The organism is Psychrobacillus sp. MER TA 171 (genome assembly GCF_023713305.1).
GTDB lineage: Bacteria > Bacillota > Bacilli > Bacillales_A > Planococcaceae > Psychrobacillus.
The window spans coordinates 1-20,415 of the sequence record NZ_JAMAWN010000028.1 but is presented as its reverse complement, the minus strand read 5'-3'; the positions used below and the strand labels follow the sequence as shown (position 1 = coordinate 20,415).

Sequence of the window (20,415 nt, the reverse complement as noted above, 5' to 3'; positions counted from 1 at the left end):
TCCATTCGCTTTCCTTAATTATAGCGTAAAAATTAATATGTGATAAATGATTGAACTGGTATTATTGTGTTAAGGAGGCTGATTTCGATGAGAGTAGCAATTACTGGTGGAACTGGTTTTGTAGGTAGGGCTTTGACTGAGCTACTGCAGCAAAAGGGACATGAGGCTATTATTTTATCACGGTCGAGCTCGCACTCAGCAAACAATGTTACTTATATTAACTGGCTTACAAATAATTCTAAACCTGAGGTATATTTAGAAGGTATTGATGCAATAGTAAATCTTGCTGGAGAATCTATAAACAACGGTAGATGGACAGAAAAGCAAAAAGCAAAAATTTATGATAGTAGGATGGAAGCTACTGATGAAGTCATACGTATTATCCAAGTATTAAAGAAAAAACCCGAAGTTTTGATCAATGCAAGTGCTATTGGAATTTATCCAGCTTCCAATACAGAAGTTTATAATGAACAATCAACACAACAGGGTCATGATATTCTAGCCAAAACAGTTGCAGATTGGGAGCAAAAGGCATTAACTGCAGAGCAGCTTGGAGTCCGCGTAGCTTTAGGTCGATTTGGGATTATATTAGATAGAAAAGAAGGAGCACTTCCCTTAATGGCATTACCTTATAAAATGTTTGTAGGTGGTCCAATTGGAAAGGGAGATAATTGGATGTCATGGGTTCATATCCAAGATGTTGCTAGTTCCCTGTTTTACGCTATTGAAAATAATATTCAAGGACCTTTTAATATAGTTGCACCAGATCCTCGAAGGATGGATGAATTTAGTAAAACATTGGCTAAAGTATTAAATAAACCTCATTACTTCCCAGTACCTGCATTTGCTTTGAAGCTAGTGCTTGGTGAAAAAAGTCAGCTTGTCTTAGAAGGGCAAAAAGTAGTTCCAGACGTATTAATAGCTAATGGCTTTTCCTTTAAATACCCAGAACTTACGAGCGCATTGACTAATATATATAGTCAGTAATCGAGCCAATTTCCACAGACGATGGCTTATTGCTCACCCTATCCTTTAATATAACCTTTTCTTAAAAGGGAATTATGAAATTGCTTCATATAGTAAAACTAACCAACGAGCAAAAATGAATAAATATCAAACCCAAGTGCAATCTACTTTTAAGTTGATTGCATTTTTTTATGCAAATATATAATAAAAAGGAGCAAAAATCATGTGGAAGCATCATGTAATAGGAATTATTATAGCAGCCTTTATTATAAGCCTCGGCTTTTCCTATGAGCCATTTACCGCGGAAGCAAAAGAAATTCACTGGGGTTTTAAAAAAGCCAGAGATGAGGTACCACCAGAGGCCGGAGCAGAGCTGGATGCATTATTAGAAAAGCATGGAGCCATTTATAAAGGGCCAGCTAACAAAAAGGTTATTTACCTGACATTTGATAATGGCTATGAAAACGGCTATACGGAAAGCATTTTAGATACATTAAAGAAAGAGAACATTAGCGCCACCTTCTTTTTAACTGGTCATTACCTCGAAAGTGCCACACCACTAGTAAAACGGATGATTGAAGACGGACATCAAATAGGTAACCATTCCTATGGACATCCAAACCTAGCTAAGCTGTCAAAGGATGAAATAAAAAAGGAATTACAAAAATTTGATAACCGACTAAAAGAGCTCACTTCTTTAGAAAGAACAACTGTCACGAGACCACCGGAAGGAATCTTTGATGAAGATGTGCTAGCAGCTGCAAACGAAATTGGTCACCAGCATTTTTTCTGGTCTGTTGCTTTTATCGACTGGCATAGGGATCAAAAAAAGGGTGGACAATATGCTTATAATGAGCTTATTACACAAATCCATCCTGGCGCTATTATTCTTATGCACACGGTTTCACCTGACAATGCTGAGGGTCTTCCGGCATTTATCAAAGAAGCGAAAAAACGCGGATATTCCTTTGGAAAGATCAATGACCTCAATATATCCAAATTGGATATACCTGAGTATTCTCTTCCACAGTAATTTCCTTTATAATAGATATAATGTAACTAAGGTGCCAGTTTTTAACTGGCACCTTTTGCTTGCAACCAACCCCATAAAAAAGTTATACTGTTTTATTGGTTGATAAAGGACGTGAAGGAAATAATGAAAGAACAAACAGCAATACAGGTGGGACAACAATTTCCACTTACTATAAAAAGACTTGGTATTAATGGAGAAGGAGTTGGCTTCTTTAAACGAAATGTAGTTTTCGTTAAGGGAGCACTTCCTGGAGAGGTAGTAACTGCTGAAGTAACTACTGTAAATCCAAAGTATGCGGAAGCAACGATAAAAAAAATTCGTCAAGCTTCTCCAGACAGAGTAAAACCACCATGCCCTGTTTATGAGGCATGTGGAGGTTGCCAGCTTCAACATATGACCTATGAACGAGAGCTTATTGAAAAAAGAGACATAGTCATTCAAGCCCTTGAACGTTATGTGAGAGACCTTGCTCCGTCAATTGAGGTAAAACCTACACTTGGAATGGAAAATCCTTGGCTGTATCGAAACAAAAGCCAATTCCAAACAAGACAGCTTGGTAATGATGTAATTGCTGGTTTATATGCAGAAGGATCTAACAAGTTAATTGATATTAATGAATGCATGGTTCAACATCCTGCTACCACTAAGATTACAAATGAAATTAAAGCCTACTTAAAAGAGCTTAAAATACCTATATATGACGAGAAAAATCCTCAAGGTATTGTTCGTACTATTGTTGTGAGAACTGGGATGAAAACTGGACAAATTCAAGTAACATTAGTTACAACACAAAAGAAAATGCCCAACAAAGAAGACCTTGTACAAATGATTCGTAAAATCGATTCTAATATCGTATCCATTAGCCAAAATATTAATCCTGGAAAAACATCGTTAGTATTCGGTGACACAACTTTTAATTTATTTGGTAAAGAAATTATTCATGAGAAGCTTGGAGAATTAGCTTTTGACCTATCGGCTCGCGCCTTCTTCCAGCTAAATCCGGAACAAACTGAGCATTTATATGATGAAATTGAAAAGGCAGCCGAATTAACTGGTAAGGAAACTGTCGTTGATGCTTATTGTGGTGTCGGGACAATCGGACTTTGGTTAGCTAAAAATGCTAAAGAGGTTCGTGGTATGGATATTATCGAAGAGTCCATTAAGGACGCTAAGAAAAATGCGAAACGCAACGGCTTTGATAACACAAAGTATGTTCATGGCACTGCAAAGAAATGGTTGAAGCAATGGCAGAGTGAAGGCTTTGTACCTGACGTGCTAACAGTAGATCCTCCTAGAACTGGTTTAGACGAGGAGCTACTAAAAACAGTATTAGAGATAAAACCAAAACGCTTTGTTTATACTTCCTGTAACCCTTCAACTCTTGCAAAGGATCTGCAGGAGCTAACGAAGCTTTATGATGTTCAATATATGCAGCCCGTGGACATGTTCCCTCAAACAGCCCATATTGAAGTAGTTACACTACTTACACTTAAATAATTGCACATTATGTAAGAAGGATCCGAGAATCTGAATGATTTTCGGATTTTCTTCTAATCGTTTATCCCTTTACCGGGAAGGCTATTACATAACTGAGGATGTATTTTGATATTGCTAGGAGGATTCATATAAAATGGAAAATAACGACATATTAGTACGTTTGCGATACGCTTTAGATATCAAGAACAAAGAAATGGTAGAAATCTTTAAGCTTGGTGGTATAGAAATTTCAAAAGAAGATGTGTTGAAGCTTTTAACTAAATCCAAGGATCACTTTGATAATGAATATGAAGATGATATTGAGGATGATGACAATCAAATCAAGTGCAACAATAAAACGTTAGAAGCCTTTTTAAATGGTCTTATTACTTTTAAAAGAGGACCCCAGGAGCCAAAGCCAGGACAACCAGTGGCCCCTCCCTCTACATCTGGTAGTACAGAAAGTGTTAATAACATGCTTCTAAAAAAAGTAAAGATTGCACTTGCTTTAACAAGTGAGGACATGATTGATATCTTGGAGGAAGCTAGAGTGGCTATCACGAAAAGCGAACTAAGTGCCATCCTACGCAAGGAAGGCCACCGTAACTATAAAGAATGTGGCGATAAATTTGCCCGGAATTTCTTAAAGGGATTAGCTATTAAATATAGAGGTTAACTATTGGGGTACGGACAACCAACACTCCGAAAAGAAACAGCCTCGAACATTTTACGACCTGGTAAAGTTTTCGGAGCTTCTATTCCAGTGATCTGTAATTGTTTTCGAGTTGCAGGGGGCGAAGCTTCAATCTCCTCGGCTTGCTCCTGCTTAGGCTTTTACGCTCACGCTATTCCTGCAGTAGTCTCCACCTCCTCTTCAAACAACTAAAGTAGAAAGTTTATGGACTTGCTCTATAAATGAAAACGTGAAATCGGAAATATTCGATTTCACGTTTTTTAAATTGTGAGACTAGTTATGTCTCTCACTTTTCAAAAGAATATTGCAAAATATTTGTGCCAAGGTGGCTGTTGTTGATCTTATGAAATGGGCGAACGCTCGACTAGGGGAAAAAACCTACTTTATGGAATGATTCATTGGCTCATTAGAAACAGCATTAGGAATTAATTAAACTGTATAAAAATACATGTATATTCATTTTTCAACTGTTATAAAACACATATACTCTCCCTTATCTTATTAGCTTAATCTTGTTATAGACCAACTACTTATGGCAATTTGTAGTAATAAAACCAATTGTATATTTTCAATATTAAAAAGAAACTTTTATTTTAAAATGTGAATAAAAATTGAAAATTCATCTTGCATTCTTTTTTTAATTGGTGCATGATTTGATTATTGCTACAACGTCGTCTGACGTCTAGCAAATCGCACTATAAAAATTTGGGGGTAAGATATATGATTTATGCTAATCCTAATACTGCTGGTGCAGTAGTTGATTTTAAAGAACGTTATGATAACTTTATCGGTGGAGAATGGGTAGCTCCAGTTAATGGAGAGTACTTTGATGTAGTTTCACCACTTACCGGTAAAGTATTTACTCAAGCAGCTCGCTCCACTGAAGCTGACATTGAGCTTGCATTAGATGCTGCTCATGCTGCTAAAGGTGCTTGGGCTCAAACATCTGTAGCTTATCGCGCAATTATTTTAAACAAAATTGCAGATCGCATGGAACAAAACCTAGAAAAAATTGCAGTTGCTGAAACTTGGGACAATGGTAAAGCAGTTCGTGAAACATTGAATGCTGACATCCCACTAGCAATTGACCACTTCCGTTATTTTGCAGGAGCTATCCGTGCTCAAGAAGGTAGAATCAGCCAGATCGATAACGATACTGTAGCATACCACTTCCACGAGCCAATCGGTGTAGTTGGACAAATTATTCCTTGGAACTTCCCATTATTAATGGCTGTTTGGAAAATCGCTCCAGCTTTAGCTGCTGGTAATACAATCGTTATGAAGCCTGCTGAACAAACACCTGCTTCATTAATGGTCCTTTTAGAGCTTATTCAAGATATTTTACCAAAAGGCGTTTTAAACGTTGTAAACGGTTTCGGTGCAGAAGTTGGGAAACCACTTGCAACTAACCCACGTATTCAAAAAGTAGCATTCACTGGTTCTACTGGTGTTGGTCGTTTGATCATGCAATATGCAACTGAAAATATTATCCCTGTAACATTAGAGCTTGGTGGTAAATCACCTAACGTATTCTTCGAGGATGTTATGGATGCAGATGATGAGTACTTAGACAAAGCAATCGAAGGTTTAGTATTATTCGCACTTAACTCAGGTGAAATTTGTACTTGTCCATCTCGTGCACTTGTTCAAGAATCAATCTATGAAAAATTCATGGAGCGTGCATTAGAACGCATTAAAGCAATTAAAATTGGTAACCCACTTGATACAGAAGTTATGATGGGTGCTCAAGCTTCTAACCAACAATTACAAAAAATTCTTTCTTATATCGAAATAGGTAAAGAAGAAGGCGCTGAATTGTTAATCGGTGGAACTCAAAATAAATTAGAAGGTGACCACGAAGGCGGTTACTATATTGCTCCAACAGTATTTAAAGGCGACAACAAAATGCGTATTTTCCAAGAAGAAATCTTTGGACCAGTACTTTCTGTTACAACATTCAAAGACTTTGACGAAGCAATGGAAATTGCTAACGATTCTGAGTTTGGTTTAGGAGCTGGTGTTTGGTCTCGTAACATTGACACTGCTTACCGTGCAGGTCGTGCAATCCAAGCAGGTCGTGTTTGGACAAACACATATCACCAATACCCAGCACATGCTGCATTTGGCGGTTACAAACAATCAGGTATCGGTCGCGAAAACCACTTAATGATGCTTGAGCATTACCAACAAACAAAATGTATGTTAGTAAGCTACAATAAATCTGCAATGGGCTTCTTCTAAGAAGTTAGAAATGAGATGACAGAATGGTAGAACGCATCGTAGCAACGGATAAAGCTCTTGATCTAATTCAAGAGCTTGAGGCAAAGCATGGGGCAATTATGTTCGTACAGTCTGCTGGCTGCTGCGATGGTTCTGCTCCAATGTGCTATAAGCAAGGTGACTTCTATATAGGAAGTCGTGACTTGCTTCTTGGTACTGTTGGAAATGCACCATATTATATGCATCAGTCCCACTATACTTATTGGCAGCATACACAGCTAATATTAGATGTTGTTGATGGCATGGGAGCTGCCTTTTCTCTTGAAAGTACAGAAGGAATTTCATTTCATATTCATTCTCGTGTATTTACAGATAAGGAAAGAGCAGAGCTATCTCCTCTTTAACTAATTTATGGATAAAAAGAGCTATCTTTTTATCCATATTTTTTTATATCTCCTGTACATATAATATATTTACGCTTTCCTCTTTGATTTTTTTGTTATAAAATTATTAGTAATTGTAATATTGCAGTTAGTAAATAAAGAGTTGGTTTTTATAAACCAGCTCTATTTATTTATCCAGCACATTTCACTTTATTCTTGTGAGGTGTTATAGAATAGCGTAATAAAAGCAATCTATATATCAAGATTACATAATAAGCGTTACCGATTTTTAGGAGGAATTAATAATGGATTTGTTTGAAAGCATGTTACAGGATGTGAATAATGCTTTATATTCCTACATCCTGATCGTACTCTTAGTAGGAGTGGGATTGTTTTTTACAATAAAAACTAGATTTATTCAGATTAGATTAATACCAGAAATGTTCCGTGTTGTTTCGGAAAAAGCCACGATCGATAGTACAGGAAAAAAAGGTGTTTCCTCCTTTCAGGCATTTACAATATCAGCTGCCTCTCGCATAGGGACTGGTAACATTGCTGGGGTTGCAACAGCTATTGCACTTGGTGGTCCTGGAGCTATTTTTTGGATGTGGATGATCGCTATTATCGGTGGAGCATCTTCTTTAATTGAAAGCACTTTAGCACAAGTATATAAAGTAAAAGATGGTAGAATGTATCGCGGTGGTCCAGCCTATTACATGGAAAAAGGCTTAAACAAGCGGTGGATGGGAATTCTCTTTGCAGTGGTTATCTCCCTCACCTATGGCTTTGTATTCAACGCGGTACAAGCTAATACAATTACTATTGCATTTGAAGAAAGCTTCGGATCAAGCCGAGTAGTAGTTGGAGTTATTTTATCTATTATTACTGCTGTCATTGTTTTTGGTGGTCTTAAACGTATAGTTAGCGTTACGCAAATTTTAGTACCAGTTATGGCAATAGCATATATTGCAGTTGCTCTTCTTGTAGTATTTTTGAATATTAGTGAGCTACCAAATGTATTCATCCTTATATTCAAATCTGCTTTTGGCTTCGAAGAGGCTTTTGCTGGTATGGTCGGAGCTGCTATCATGAATGGGATTAAACGAGGGTTATTCTCAAATGAAGCTGGTATGGGTTCTGCGCCAAACGCAGCTGCTACTGCGTCAGTAACTCACCCTGTAAAACAAGGGCTTATTCAAACACTCGGTGTATTTATCGATACAATCATTGTTTGTACATCAACTGCTGCTATTGTTTTAATGAGCGATGCGTACCTTCATTCAGAAGCTGCCTCGGTCAACCTGACACAAGTTTCTTTAGTTGATAATTTAGGTGGCTGGGCAGGTACATTTTTAGCTATAGCTATATTCATGTTTGCCTTCAGCTCAGTAATAGGGAATTACTACTACGGGGAAACGAACATCGGTTTTATCAAGGAATCTAAAACTATGCTGCTTATTTTCCGTGTGCTAGTAGTGGCTTTCGTTATGTTTGGTTCTGTTGCAAAAGTTCAGTTAGTTTGGGACTTAGCGGATCTCTTTATGGCTGTAATGGCAATCATTAACCTGTTAGCTATTTTAATGCTTTGGAAGATTGCTAAACGTGTTATTAATGATTATGTATCACAACGTAAAAAAGGTTTAGATCCTGTATTCTACAAGAAAAATGTTCCTGACATTGGAGAAGTAGAGTGCTGGGGCGATGAAGATAAAGATCGATAATATGGAATAACAAGAGCTTTGAAAATACTACGAACAGTAGAATTTTCGAAGCTCTTTTTCTCAAAGGCTATGTTATAGGGTTGGGCTGATTTATGGTGCAAAGAAACCACTAAATGAGAAAGTAGAATTAATTTTTCGCACCAGCCGGGCTCTTTCCTTGGAGTAAGCAATTAGCAGCCATCACCCCGAGGAAAGCGCGTGGTTGTTTTGTCTGATCTGTTTCCCCACATCTAGTAGGAGTCGCCGTCTGGTGCTTTATAAATTTACACTCCTAAACTAAGCCAAAAACTGTCATTACCCAATTCATAACCTACTTATGTTCTTAATAGTCATTTGAATCATCACTTTTGTAATGTTTATAGTCACATAAAAAAGAATTCTTTAATCAAAATCAACCATTAACTTTAACAAAGCTATTTCAAAAGGCTTTTTTCATATACACTCTAGTCTATATATATTGCTATTTTTCTGAATTTACCTTACAATAAAAATAGAATATACGTTCCCTTTTAGAAAGGTTGATGACATTGGTTACTAGATGTGCGTGGGTGGTTGGAAAAGATCCTTTATACTTAGACTATCATGACAATGAATGGGGCGTTCCTATTTATGAGGATAGGCTATTATTTGAGATGTTATGCTTAGAAGGAGCTCAAGCTGGTTTGAGTTGGTGGACAATTCTACAGAAACGAGATAATTATCGTCAAGCATTTGATCACTTTGATGCTCATAAAATCATTCAATACACTGAGGATAAAATTCAATCTCTCCGAGAAGACAGCGGGATCGTCCGAAATCGTTTAAAAATACTTAGTGTGTTGACAAATGCACATGCATTCCTCCGAATTCAAAGAGAACATGGATCTTTTTCTAATTACATTTGGAGTTTTGTAAATGGAACCCCTATCCTCAATCATTGGACTTCTATAAATGAAGTCCCTATCTTCAATGAGCTAAGCGATACAATGAGTAAGCGTCTTAAAAAGGATGGCTTTGTATTTGTAGGAAGTAAAGTCTGTTATTCATATATGCAGGCAGTTGGAATGATTAATGACCATACAACTGACTGTCACTGTCATCCTTCTATGAAGTTGGAAAAAGATGAAGCACTATAGAATTATTTATCCTCTAAAAAAGCTTACGAAAAATAGGTTTGAGAGCTTAGTTTTATATTTTTCAGGAGGGAACTTTTTGGTGACATGATACAAACTATAAATAACAAATTAATTGATTTAAGGGAGACAAACAATGAAAATTAAAATGCTCATTTTTCTAACATCTTCGAAAGAACAAATAGAAAATAATAGGACGCAAATGGTAATGAAAACATTTGAATCCACGATTCGTCCTGTTAAAGGAGATATAATTGATGACCCCGGATTTGACGCAAGATTTCATAATGGATATGAAGTTGTGAAAGTTACTATAAATTATGAGACAAATGAATGCTATGTATCTCTACATCCACTTGCAAGTAATTTAGAGGAAATTTGTATCAATGACTATATAGACAAACTTGCAGCAAATGAGTGGCGTATTGTTTCAAAAGAAGAATTATTAACCTACTAAAAGAGACAGACTTACCCCATTACCATTTCTGTCGTCGAGTGCGATTATTCAGCTGAGTAAATTCATTTATAAATTCTCTCTGTTTGGATTGTCCCGATTTCAGTGAGTTTTAGGGGATGAGTGAAACAGATAACCCATCACAATACGAGCGTAAGCTATGGGTGATGGCTTATCGCTCCCCCTTCCCCGCGAAGAAGCGTCCGCCAGAGCGGAAATCAATTCTACTTATTCATATAAAACTCAAGTAATTGCGAAATTGACTCAATTAGTATTCTCTTATACATCATAGAAGTCATTCGTGAGTCTATTCATATATTCTACTTCGCTTTCCCCAACAGCCTGGGGATGCTTTTCCATTAGTATGGGAGTAAGCTTAGACCATAGCACGTCCATTATATAGATGTCCCTATCAAAAACGTTGTCTAGTTCCTCTAAAGTGATCCCTATACTATTCGCATATAGCTTCTTCTCTTCTGGCACTACAGCTTTTACATTTTCCTCTATAAAACTTGTTACCTCTGATTTAGTAACTTCAATATTATACTTTTTCTTAGCGATATCAATTGCTAATAAGTTCTCTTCCACATAGTATTCGGCATATGCCTTTAGTTCTTCACTATTATACTCCTGATTGCCTATAACACGCTCTACCTTTAAGCGAAACTCCATTTTATCTGCATTAAAATAGTTAGCAAGATCTTCTTTTGTACCTCTCTCTATTTCACTTTGAACTGAGAAGCTCGGAATCTCATTTAGGACTTTTGCAATTGCTTCATCTAATTTTTTATAATCTAATTCAACAATATCTTCTTCGTGGTCATGGCCCTCGTGATCATCGTGATTGTGGTCGTGTTCCTCATTTACTTCCTCCGTTATATCAGTTTCAGTTTTGGTACTATTCTCTTTCTGACTACATGCCGCTAATATACAGGAAAGTATTAAAATTAACAAAAACATATAAAATTTTTTCATGAATCCACTCCTATTCTTTAAGTTGTTAGCATTCTTCATGTTTTATTTATATAGATGGTGGTAAAGAAAAATAAACATTTTAAGGAGGCTAATAATTGTTTGATTTAAACTGGATGGAAATTGGACGAATATTCTTGTTAGGGATAATGGCTTATATTTTCTTGATTATCTTATTAAGGGTAGCTGGTAAACGGTCACTTGCTCAGCTAAATGCTTTTGATCTTGTTATTACTGTTTCTATTGGATCCGTATTAGCTACTATCATGCTCGATAGTAAGATTTCCATTTTTGATGGGATAGCTGCATTATTTGTATTGGTAGCCTTACAATGGATTTTTTCTTTTAGTAGTAGGAAAAGTAATACATTTGATGATGTAGTTACTAGCGATCCAGCATTACTCTTTTACAATGGTAATTTTTTCGTTAAAACGATGGAGAAGGAACGAATTCGTAAAGATGAAATGATTCAAGCTGTTCGTTTAGAAAGTAATTTATCTATGGAAGAAGTCCGTGCTGTCATTTTGGAGCCAAACGGAGAGTTATCCATTTTACCTAATAATGAGAATGGAAAAGAAGATACTCTTAACAAAATAATAAAAGACTGATTCTTTCAAAAAAGAGTTTTTTTTACCTTACTTAGGGTAATAATTATTATAGAAAAAGTACTTATTAATAGGAGGAGATCATTTGAAGGCTGTTACTTATCAAGGTGCAAAAGATGTTCAAGTAAAAGAAGTACCAGATGCAAAAATTGAAAAAAGCGATGATATTGTCGTGCGTATTACTACTACAGCTATTTGCGGGTCCGATTTACATATTTACAGAGGTGCAGTGCCAGCTCGTAAGGATTATGTAATTGGTCACGAACCAATGGGAATAGTTGAAGAAGTTGGCCCCTCTGTTACAAAAGTTAAAAAGGGTGACCGCGTTGTAATTCCTTTTAACATTTCCTGTGGTGAATGCTTTTATTGTCAAAATGAAATGGAAAGTCAGTGTGACAATTCCAATGAAAATCCGGTAATAGATTCCGGAGCATACTTTGGATTTACAGAACGATACGGTGACTATCCTGGAGGTCAAGCAGAGTATTTACGCGTACCATACGGAAATTATTTACCATTTAAAATACCTGAGTCTTGTGAGCTAGAGGATGAATCATTATTATTTCTCTCAGATGTTCTACCTACAGCTTACTGGAGCGTAGAGCATTCAGGTATGAAAGAAGGCGATACGGTCGCTGTTTTAGGATCAGGACCTATCGGATTAATGGTACAGAAGTTTGCTTGGATGAAAGGTGCTAAGCGTGTTATAGCTGTCGATCATTTACCATATCGTTTGAATCATGCTGTAAAGATGAATAAAGTTGAAGCGTATAACTTTGAAGAGTATGATCACATGGGAAAATATATTCGAGAAATCACAAATGGTGGTGTAGATGTTGTAATCGACTGTGTAGGTATGGATGGTAAAATGTCTACATTAGAAAAAGTTGGGCAAAAACTAAAACTCCAAGGTGGTACTTTAAGTGCCCTTGATATTGGAATTGATGCTGTACGTAAATTTGGTACAATTCAATTAACCGGTGTATATGGATCGAATTACAATATGTTCCCTCTTGGAAATATTTTCGAGCGAAATATTAATATTAAAACAGGACAAGCGCCTGTAGTACACTATATGCCAAAGATATATGAAATGATTACAAAAGGTGACGTTGACCCTACACAAATCATTACACATAGCGTTCCACTTGAGCAGGCTAGTGAAGCATATAAAATATTCCATGACCATGAAGAAGAAAGCATTAAATTTGTTTTAAAACCGTAATACAAACAAACGAGGCTGGGACATAAGCGTAATTTTCAAAAACAAGTAGCTTTTATCCCTAGTAAGCATCTGATAATCTTTAAATTGATTGCAGTGAAGGGGCGACTCCTGGGGGAACAGCACGAGTGAGAGACTACAGACTCGAGCCGTGCCCCCGGAAAGCGTACCCGGAATGGAAATCAATTTTCTTTATGCAAAAAAACACTATTTTCTCGATGAGAAAAATAGTGTTTTTTTAGTCTTGTCCTAGCATCTTTTATAGTTCATCTGCAATTCCTAATAGTGCAATTCCGACAATCACTACAATAATTACAGCATATTGCTTTTTCGTGAGCTTCTCCTTCAAAAAGATTCTGGAGAGTAGTACTGAAAAAATACTATATGAAGCAATGATTGGTGCTGCAATAATTGCATTTGAAGACATAGCAAATACATAAAAGAATTGACCTATTGTTTCTAAAATGGCAGCGCTTGTTTTATCTCGCTCTTTAAATATATTAAATGGAACCTTCTTAATAGCTTTTAGGTAGACAAAAGCAACAACAGCACAAATAAAGAATGTAAACTCATAAGCAAGTAGAGCTGCATCCTCTCCTATTAGACTAAGCTCATCTAAATACACAGCATCTGCAAAAGTGCCTAGCCCATCAATCAAGGCATATAAGATTGGGAAAATAATAGCCATAAAACCAATCGTGTATTTCGTATCTATCGTCTTAGGGTTTGCTTGAAGCACTTGTTTTTCCATTTGTTTTTCAAAGACGGCAAGTCCAATTACTCCTAGAGTAATGATAATAATTGAAATTATTTCTAATGCACTTAACGAATGCGTAAAGAAGATAAATAATAGAATGGTTGTAATAGCTCCGGATGAGTTTTGAACAGGCGATGCTATTGATAATTCTAAATATCTCAATCCTATATAACCAATAGCCATTGACAATATGTAAAGGGCCGACACAGGTAAGTATAACAACATATCCATTGGATTAAATTGAATACCCTTTAAGAGCATATAAAATGTTCCGTGGATTCCCATAACCAAGCCTACCATAACAACTATTTTAAGATGACTAAATTTATCCTTAGGGTCTGTTCCCTTTTTATAAAATAAGTCTGCTCCTCCCCATGCAAGGGCAGTTACTAGAGCAAATATAAACCACATAAATTGTTCTCCTTTTCTTTAAAAATCAAATGTAAATGAAGCTTTACAATTATAATAAATGAAACTTGAATGTCAATAGAATTGGGAGAAGTTAGAATAATAAATAAAATTAGACCACCATAGCTCCGTGAACTTTGGTGGTCTGAATCCATTTTTTGAAATTGGTTATACTGTATTGGAACGATTAGTTTTAGTAAAAAATATAATGATAGCCATTACGCCTAATAGTAGCGAAATAAGTAACAAAAAGCTGACTCCCTCAAATAATTGAATGAACAACCCACCAAAGAAAGGACCTGATAGACTTCCTAAGCTAAAAAATATACCACAAATTAAATTACCTGTTGGTAAAAGCTCTTTTGGTGTGAGGTCGGTCATATATGCAATTCCAAGAGAAAAAGTAGAACCTACAAAAGTTCCTGCTATGAAGAAAAATGTACCTACAATTATAGCAGAAGCCTCAAAAAAGCTGGCTAATCCGAATGTGATAGCACCCAATCCAAGCATACTATATAGCACCTGTCTTCTTCCTAGGCGGTCACTCAGCATACCAAGCGGTAATTGAGAGACTACACCACCAATAGAGAATGCAGCTAGAATATACGATAGATCACTAATTTCTATCGAATTTCGTAGCGCATATACAGGATAGATCGCATTTAAAGATGATTCTAAAAAGCCATAGCTAAACGGAGGGATAAAAGCTATCCATGCTACTCCAAAGGCTGCACCAAATCGTTTCCAAGTTCCATTTGCGGAGTTTGAAGAGGAAAAGGCTTCGGGCTTCTCATTCTTTATAAAAAACACCAATACCCATGCACATAAACATAAAAGTCCAGAAACGATAAAAGGAAGTCCTTCAAAAATTTCTACCAATTGAACGAACAAAGGACCAACTGCAAAGCCAACTCCAAAAGATAATCCATAGATGGCTATATTTCTTCCCAAACGATGCTGAGGAGAGAAACTTGTTATCCATGTTTGAGTAGAAAAATGAAGAGCATGATCACCAATTCCTATTAACAGCCGAAGGACAAACCAAAATGCAACACTTTTCCATAAAGGAAAAAGTAGAAGTGAAACGATAACTATAAGACCACCGACTACAATCATCGGCTTATATCCGTATTTCCGTAAGGGAAGCTCAATGAAAGGTGATATTAATAAAGTACCTATGTATAAACCTGTAGCACTTAACCCATTTAATGTAGCGCTTACCCCATCCTGCTCAAAAATTACAGAGATTAGTGGTAAAAGCATTCCTTGAGAAAAACCTGAAATTGAAACAATAATAACTAAAATTTTAAATCGTCTGCTCTCTGTAGCTGTAAATTGTTGCATAAGATAACCTCTTCACTATTTAATTTTCATACAGGTTATCATAACAAAAATTAGCTTTTCTATAAACAACAAAAGGCCCAGTCAATATCGTTTAAGATTGACTGAGCCTTTATATATTACTTATATCCTTGTGAGTATTCATAACTGCATTTGCGGCTATTTTGCCGGTGAAATGTCTGAACCGCCTCCTTCAAATGGTTAATTGGTTTTCGACTCTTCACTACGGCCTCCTTTCGTATAACTTAATGTTACTTTATCATATAAACTGAATAGTGTAAATATTTTAAATACACTAATTTATAAAATAACTCTTTTTACCTATCTTTTAAGTTCATCTTGTTATATTCTTATCTTATAAAGTGAGGTGTTTTTCTGTGGGCAAACAAATATCAAATTCAGAACAACAAGTATCTTATTTAAAAGACCGACTTCAAATGTTTTTAGAAGTACTTGATTCTATTGAACCTGAGACGACTAATTTAGAAGATATAGACAGACTTATTCAAATGATGGATGACTTAGAACTAAAAATGGAACAATTTAAAGACTCTAAGGAGTAGTATTTAAAGGCATCGGAAAATTATATTTCTGATGCCTTTTATACTGCTCTTTTTTTCATTCTTGTAAAATAGTATACTTGTTAATGTTTGTAACTACATTTAAAGGGGCATAACTAAATGCAAATGAGACAATTAGAGAAAAGTATCTACGAACTGATTACCGAAACTTCTACCAACTTACCTAAGGATGTAAGAAGAGCCATTCAAAAAGCAAAGGCTGCTGAAAATGAAGGCACTCGCGCTGCAATGAGCTTAGATACCATTACAAATAATATTCAAATGGCAGATGAAAATATTTCTCCAATTTGCCAGGACACTGGACTACCTACCTTCAAGGTAAAAACTCCAGTTGGGGTGAACCAACTAGAAATTAAGGAAGCTATTAAACGAGCTATTGTTGCTGCTACAAAAGACGCTAAGCTACGTCCTAACTCTGTAGACTCTATAACTGGAAAAAACAGTGGAGATAACTTAGGAGAAGGTGTTCCAGTAGTTAAGTTTGAACAATGGGAAAAAAATTACATAGAAATGAAGCTGATCCTTAAGGGTGGCGGATGTGAAAACAAAAACATACAATATAGCCTACCTACTGAATTAGAGGGGCTTGGTCGTGCAGGGAGAGACTTGGATGGTATACGTAAATGTATTCTGCATTCAGTGTATCAAGCTCAAGGTCAAGGCTGCTCAGCAGGCTTTATAGGCGTCGGAATTGGTGGAGATCGTTCTTCAGGATACGATTTAGCAAAGGAGCAGTTATTCCGCTCTGTAGATGATATAAATCCAAATGAAGATTTAGCAAAACTAGAAGCTTATATCGTAGAAAAAGCGAATACGTTAGGAATTGGAACAATGGGCTTTGGTGGGGAGGCAACTCTACTAGGTTGTAAGATTGGTGTCATGCACCGTATTCCTGCAAGCTTCTATGTATCAGTAGCATACAATTGCTGGGCTTATCGCCGTATGGCCATCAATATTGATCCTTCTACTGGAGATATTACAGAATGGCATTACCAAGATGGTGAAAAAATTGAGTTTAAAGATGAAGCTCAAAATGAAACACCAAAAAGAGTGGTCGAGCTTTCTGCTCCTATTACAGAAGAACAAATTCGCTCACTTCAAGTAGGCGATGTTGTTTCTATCACTGGACGTATGTACACAGGGCGTGATGCTATCCACCATCATTTAATGAGCCACGATGCTCCAGTTGATTTAGATGGCCATATTATTTATCATTGTGGTCCAGTTATGCAGAAGGACGAGGCTGGAAAATGGCATGTCCGTGCTGCAGGCCCTACCACCTCTATTCGCGAAGAGCCATATCAAGGTGACATTATGAAAAAGTTTGGCATACGCGCAGTTATAGGTAAAGGTGGAATGGGACCAAAAACACTAGCAGCCCTTCATGAGCATGGTGGTGTTTATTTAAACGCAATCGGCGGTGCGGCTCAATACTATGCAGACTGTATTAAAGACGTAGAAGGTGTTGATCTGATGGAATTTGGAATTCCTGAAGCAATGTGGCATTTACGTGTAGAAAACTTCACAGCTGTTGTTACAATGGACTCTCACGGCAATAGTCTTCACGCAGATGTAGATAAATCCTCATTAGAGAAATTAGCCTTGTACAAGGAGCCAGTATTCGCTTAAATCAAATGGTTGACAGTTAAATTTCTCTAGATTATAATAATTATAAAGTAATACTTAATTTAATTAACTGGGTTTTCCTTAGTGAAAATCCAGTTTTCCTTTATTTTAGAGAGAAATAATAATGAAAATCAATATCAAGAGGAGGATTTAAATGTCAACTATAGAAGAAAAAAATACATTTTTATCTAAAGTAATGCCCCATATAGAACTAGTTGCAGCACTATTTTCTGGTCTTTTAATATTAATCGCTTGGCTTATAGGCAATTCAGGTTTTGAAATGGCCTCCATCATCTTCTACCTGTTAGCTTTTTTAATTGGTGGATTCGCTAAGGCTAAAGAAGGTATTGAAGCAACGATAAAAGAAAAAGAATTAAATGTAGAAATGCTAATGATTCTTGCAGCCATTGGTTCATCCATAATTGGCTACTGGACTGAAGGTGCGATTCTCATTTTTATATTCGCAGTAAGTGGTGCCTTAGAAACGTATACAATGAATAAAAGCAAAAAAGAAATCTCTTCGTTAATGGAACTCCAACCTGAGGAAGCATGGAAGCTTCAAGCAGATGGAAGTACTACACGCGTATCTATAAAGGATTTAATACTCGGTGACAAGCTTGTTGTGAAACCAGGAGAAAGAATTCCTGCTGACGGTATCGTCATTAATGGCTTAACATCAGTTGATGAAGCAGCTATAAGTGGTGAGTCTCTTCCCCTTTCCAAGAAGCCGAACGATACACTTTTTGCCGGCACAGTAAATTTAAGTGGTGCGATTACGATGGAAATGACTAAAACCAATGAAAATTCCTTGTTTCAAAAAATAATCGATCTTGTCCAAACGGCTCAAGATGAAAAATCTCCAGCCCAACAATTTATCGAACGATTTGAAGGATCTTATGTAAAAGTAGTTTTAATTGCTGTTGCAGTGATGATGGTTCTCCCTCATTACTTACTTGACTGGGATTGGACCACTACTTTTTATCGAGCAATGGTTTTATTAGTAGTTGCTTCCCCTTGTGCCCTTGTAGCATCCATCATGCCAGCTACGCTAGCAGCAATTTCAAACGGTGCAAAAAGCGGCATTTTGTTTAAGGGTGGAATGCACTTAGAAAATATAAGTGAAATGAAAGCTATAGCTCTAGATAAAACAGGTACCTTAACTCAAGGTAAGCCAGTAGTGACAGACTTCTTTGTACGAGATGACTTAGACCGACTATCAGCACTTAAATTGCTTGCTACCATCGAAGCACAATCGAATCACCCGTTAGCTCAAGCAATTTCTACATTCGCATTTGCGGAAGGAATCAGCCAGCTACCAATTATTCCTATTGAAGACAAACCAGGATTTGGGCTAAAGGCTACTATAAATGACGAAGAAATCTTAGTCGGTAAACCTGAGTTTGTAAACAAAGACGAGGCTTTTGCATTCCAAGGAGGAGTTGCGGCTGCTCTAGCGGAGGAAGGAAAGACTGTAATCTTTATGCGTGATAGTAAAGGAATAGCTGCCGCAGCTGCTTTGAAGGATACAGTTCGAGAGGAAGCTAAAGAAGCTATTAAGCTGTTACAATCACTAGGTATTAAAACAGTCATGCTAACTGGGGACAATGAAAAAACGGCAAATGTAATTGCTAAAGAAGCGGGAATTGACCAGTATATTGCGGAGTGTCTCCCAGAAACTAAAGTACAACACATGAAGGAGCTTTTAGCAGAGCATAAATTTGTTGGAATGGTAGGCGATGGGATTAACGATGCGCCTGCCTTGGCAACAGCAACAACTGGATTTGCAATGGGTGAAGGAACAGACGTAGCATTAGAAACTGCTGATGTCATTCTAATGAAAAATGATTTAAGCAAAATAGCATACGCTGTGAAAATGTCTCGAAAAATGCAACGAATCGTCAAACAAAACATTTTCTTTTCTATCACAGTAATCGCTCTTCTGATCATCTCCAACTTTTTGCAAGTAGTAGACTTGCCTATGGGTGTCATTGGACATGAAGGAAGCACCATTCTAGTAATCTTAAATGGATTGCGAATGTTAAACCGCAACATTTAAAGTTGTTCATCAAGTATCCGACCTTTCTAGGTTGGATACTTTTTTTATAGCTAATTGTTTGAAACACTTAGGATTGTAGGGGGCCATCACATAAACACCTTCTATGGGGAGAGATTTGGCTTTATGGGCGGCTTATCACTTTTATGGGACATTTTCCACTAGTTTATGGGCCACCTTCTACGCTTTATGGGACACTTAGACTCTTCTTATGGGCGAAACTTCTCTTTATGGGCGACTTGCTCCTTTTTATGGGACACTTCCTGCTAGTTTATGGGTCAATTTCTACATTTTATGGGACACTTATGCTCCTCTTATGGGCGCAAACCCTCTTTATGGGCGGCTTATCACCTTTTATGGGACATTTTCCACTAGTTTACGGGCCACCTTCTACGCTTTATGGGACACTTAGGCCCTTCTTATGGGCGCAACCCTCTTTATGGGCGAATTATCACCTTTTATAGGACACTTCCCGCTAGTTTATGGGACACTTCCTGCTAGTTTATGGGTCAATTTCTACACTTTATGGGACACTTAGGCTCCTCTTATGGGCGCAAACCCTCTTTATGGGCGGCTTATCACCTTTTATGGGACATTTTCCACTAGTTTATGGGCCACCTTCTACGCTTTATGGGACACTTAGGCCCTTCTTATGGGCGCAACCGATTAAGTCCGTATAATTGTGTAAAAAGTAAAAGGGTCAAATTAATCCCTCTTGGGTACAATGTTTTCAACGACGATAAACAATGTGGAGGAATTAAGATGACCCAATTAAAGTTTAACCTAGATAT

Annotated in this window: 17 protein-coding genes; 14 read left to right on the top strand and 3 right to left on the bottom strand. The window is 36.9% G+C overall.

Annotated features, from left to right (window positions below; genetic code table 11):
• Positions 1–87: 87 nt before the first annotated feature.
• From M3627_RS18240 to M3627_RS18200, 9 genes are all read left to right on the top strand, one after another.
• A complete protein-coding gene (locus tag M3627_RS18240) occupies positions 88–987 on the top strand; it encodes a TIGR01777 family oxidoreductase (RefSeq protein WP_251556929.1) in 900 nt (299 codons plus the stop codon).
• A gap of 202 nt (positions 988–1,189) precedes the next feature.
• Positions 1,190–1,999, top strand: coding sequence for a polysaccharide deacetylase family protein (locus tag M3627_RS18235; RefSeq protein ID WP_169360768.1), 810 nt, complete (start codon positions 1,190–1,192; stop codon positions 1,997–1,999).
• 123 nt (positions 2,000–2,122) lie between these two features.
• Positions 2,123–3,496, top strand: coding sequence for a 23S rRNA (uracil(1939)-C(5))-methyltransferase RlmD (gene rlmD, locus M3627_RS18230; RefSeq protein WP_169360769.1), 1,374 nt, complete (start codon positions 2,123–2,125; stop codon positions 3,494–3,496).
• Positions 3,497–3,629: 133 nt separating this feature from the next.
• Positions 3,630–4,151: a YehS family protein gene (locus M3627_RS18225; protein WP_251556928.1), complete on the top strand. Its 522-nt coding sequence runs from the start codon at positions 3,630–3,632 to the stop codon at positions 4,149–4,151.
• A 738-nt stretch (positions 4,152–4,889) separates the two neighbouring features.
• On the top strand, positions 4,890–6,410 hold the full coding sequence (gene exaC / locus M3627_RS18220) for an acetaldehyde dehydrogenase ExaC (RefSeq protein WP_169360771.1): 1,521 nt from the start codon (positions 4,890–4,892) through the stop codon (positions 6,408–6,410).
• A gap of 23 nt (positions 6,411–6,433) precedes the next feature.
• Positions 6,434–6,793, top strand: coding sequence for a DUF779 domain-containing protein (locus M3627_RS18215; RefSeq protein ID WP_169360772.1), 360 nt, complete (start codon positions 6,434–6,436; stop codon positions 6,791–6,793).
• Positions 6,794–7,077: 284 nt separating this feature from the next.
• Positions 7,078–8,493, top strand: coding sequence for an alanine/glycine:cation symporter family protein (locus tag M3627_RS18210; RefSeq protein ID WP_169360773.1), 1,416 nt, complete (start codon positions 7,078–7,080; stop codon positions 8,491–8,493).
• A gap of 521 nt (positions 8,494–9,014) precedes the next feature.
• Entirely contained in the window at positions 9,015–9,608 is a 594-nt protein-coding gene (locus tag M3627_RS18205; protein WP_251556927.1) for a DNA-3-methyladenine glycosylase I, read from the top strand.
• Positions 9,609–9,741: 133 nt separating this feature from the next.
• On the top strand, positions 9,742–10,062 hold the full coding sequence (locus M3627_RS18200) for a hypothetical protein (protein WP_169360775.1): 321 nt from the start codon (positions 9,742–9,744) through the stop codon (positions 10,060–10,062).
• Positions 10,063–10,338: 276 nt separating this feature from the next.
• Here M3627_RS18200 and M3627_RS18195 read toward each other — a convergent pair whose 3' ends face one another.
• Entirely contained in the window at positions 10,339–11,034 is a 696-nt protein-coding gene (locus M3627_RS18195) for a hypothetical protein (RefSeq protein ID WP_169360776.1), read from the bottom strand.
• 95 nt (positions 11,035–11,129) lie between these two features.
• Here M3627_RS18195 and M3627_RS18190 point away from each other — a divergent pair, with 95 nt between their 5' ends.
• On the top strand, positions 11,130–11,639 hold the full coding sequence (locus tag M3627_RS18190; RefSeq protein ID WP_169360777.1) for a DUF421 domain-containing protein: 510 nt from the start codon (positions 11,130–11,132) through the stop codon (positions 11,637–11,639).
• An 82-nt stretch (positions 11,640–11,721) separates the two neighbouring features.
• A complete protein-coding gene (locus tag M3627_RS18185) occupies positions 11,722–12,861 on the top strand; it encodes a zinc-dependent alcohol dehydrogenase (protein ID WP_169360778.1) in 1,140 nt (379 codons plus the stop codon).
• A 256-nt stretch (positions 12,862–13,117) separates the two neighbouring features.
• Here M3627_RS18185 and M3627_RS18180 read toward each other — a convergent pair whose 3' ends face one another.
• Together M3627_RS18180 and M3627_RS18175 are read right to left on the bottom strand one after the other, a co-directional pair.
• Positions 13,118–14,026 (bottom strand): EamA family transporter, encoded by a 909-nt coding sequence (locus M3627_RS18180; protein ID WP_251556926.1) that lies wholly within the window; start codon positions 14,024–14,026, stop codon positions 13,118–13,120.
• Between the two features lie 165 nt (positions 14,027–14,191).
• Positions 14,192–15,367, bottom strand: coding sequence for an MFS transporter (locus tag M3627_RS18175; RefSeq protein ID WP_169360780.1), 1,176 nt, complete (start codon positions 15,365–15,367; stop codon positions 14,192–14,194).
• A 374-nt stretch (positions 15,368–15,741) separates the two neighbouring features.
• Between M3627_RS18175 and M3627_RS18170 the strand changes: the two genes are divergently transcribed.
• The 3 genes from M3627_RS18170 to M3627_RS18160 all read left to right on the top strand — a co-directional run bounded on the left by M3627_RS18170 (position 15,742) and on the right by M3627_RS18160 (position 19,627).
• Positions 15,742–15,927 (top strand): SE1561 family protein, encoded by a 186-nt coding sequence (locus M3627_RS18170; RefSeq protein WP_169360745.1) that lies wholly within the window; start codon positions 15,742–15,744, stop codon positions 15,925–15,927.
• Positions 15,928–16,044: 117 nt separating this feature from the next.
• The gene (locus tag M3627_RS18165; protein WP_277347133.1) at positions 16,045–17,574 is read left to right on the top strand and encodes a fumarate hydratase; all 1,530 of its coding nucleotides are present in this window, start codon (positions 16,045–16,047) and stop codon (positions 17,572–17,574) included.
• 151 nt (positions 17,575–17,725) lie between these two features.
• A complete protein-coding gene (locus M3627_RS18160; protein ID WP_251556924.1) occupies positions 17,726–19,627 on the top strand; it encodes a heavy metal translocating P-type ATPase in 1,902 nt (633 codons plus the stop codon).
• The last annotated feature ends 788 nt before the right edge of the window (positions 19,628–20,415 follow it).

Bases quoted from the DNA above. Each gene is read 5' to 3' on its own strand.
- M3627_RS18240 (WP_251556929.1), top strand. From the start codon at position 88: ATGAGAGTAGCAATTACTGGTGGAACTGGTTTTGTAGGTAGGGCTTTG.
- M3627_RS18235 (WP_169360768.1), top strand. From the start codon at position 1,190: ATGTGGAAGCATCATGTAATAGGAATTATTATAGCAGCCTTTATTATA.
- rlmD (WP_169360769.1), top strand. From the start codon at position 2,123: ATGAAAGAACAAACAGCAATACAGGTGGGACAACAATTTCCACTTACT.
- M3627_RS18225 (WP_251556928.1), top strand. From the start codon at position 3,630: ATGGAAAATAACGACATATTAGTACGTTTGCGATACGCTTTAGATATC.
- exaC (WP_169360771.1), top strand. From the start codon at position 4,890: ATGATTTATGCTAATCCTAATACTGCTGGTGCAGTAGTTGATTTTAAA.
- M3627_RS18215 (WP_169360772.1), top strand. From the start codon at position 6,434: ATGGTAGAACGCATCGTAGCAACGGATAAAGCTCTTGATCTAATTCAA.
- M3627_RS18210 (WP_169360773.1), top strand. From the start codon at position 7,078: ATGGATTTGTTTGAAAGCATGTTACAGGATGTGAATAATGCTTTATAT.
- M3627_RS18205 (WP_251556927.1), top strand. From the start codon at position 9,015: ATGACATTGGTTACTAGATGTGCGTGGGTGGTTGGAAAAGATCCTTTA.
- M3627_RS18200 (WP_169360775.1), top strand. From the start codon at position 9,742: ATGAAAATTAAAATGCTCATTTTTCTAACATCTTCGAAAGAACAAATA.
- M3627_RS18195 (WP_169360776.1), bottom strand. From the start codon at position 11,034: ATGAAAAAATTTTATATGTTTTTGTTAATTTTAATACTTTCCTGTATA.
- M3627_RS18180 (WP_251556926.1), bottom strand. From the start codon at position 14,026: ATGTGGTTTATATTTGCTCTAGTAACTGCCCTTGCATGGGGAGGAGCA.
- M3627_RS18175 (WP_169360780.1), bottom strand. From the start codon at position 15,367: ATGCAACAATTTACAGCTACAGAGAGCAGACGATTTAAAATTTTAGTT.
- M3627_RS18165 (WP_277347133.1), top strand. From the start codon at position 16,045: ATGCAAATGAGACAATTAGAGAAAAGTATCTACGAACTGATTACCGAA.
- M3627_RS18160 (WP_251556924.1), top strand. From the start codon at position 17,726: ATGTCAACTATAGAAGAAAAAAATACATTTTTATCTAAAGTAATGCCC.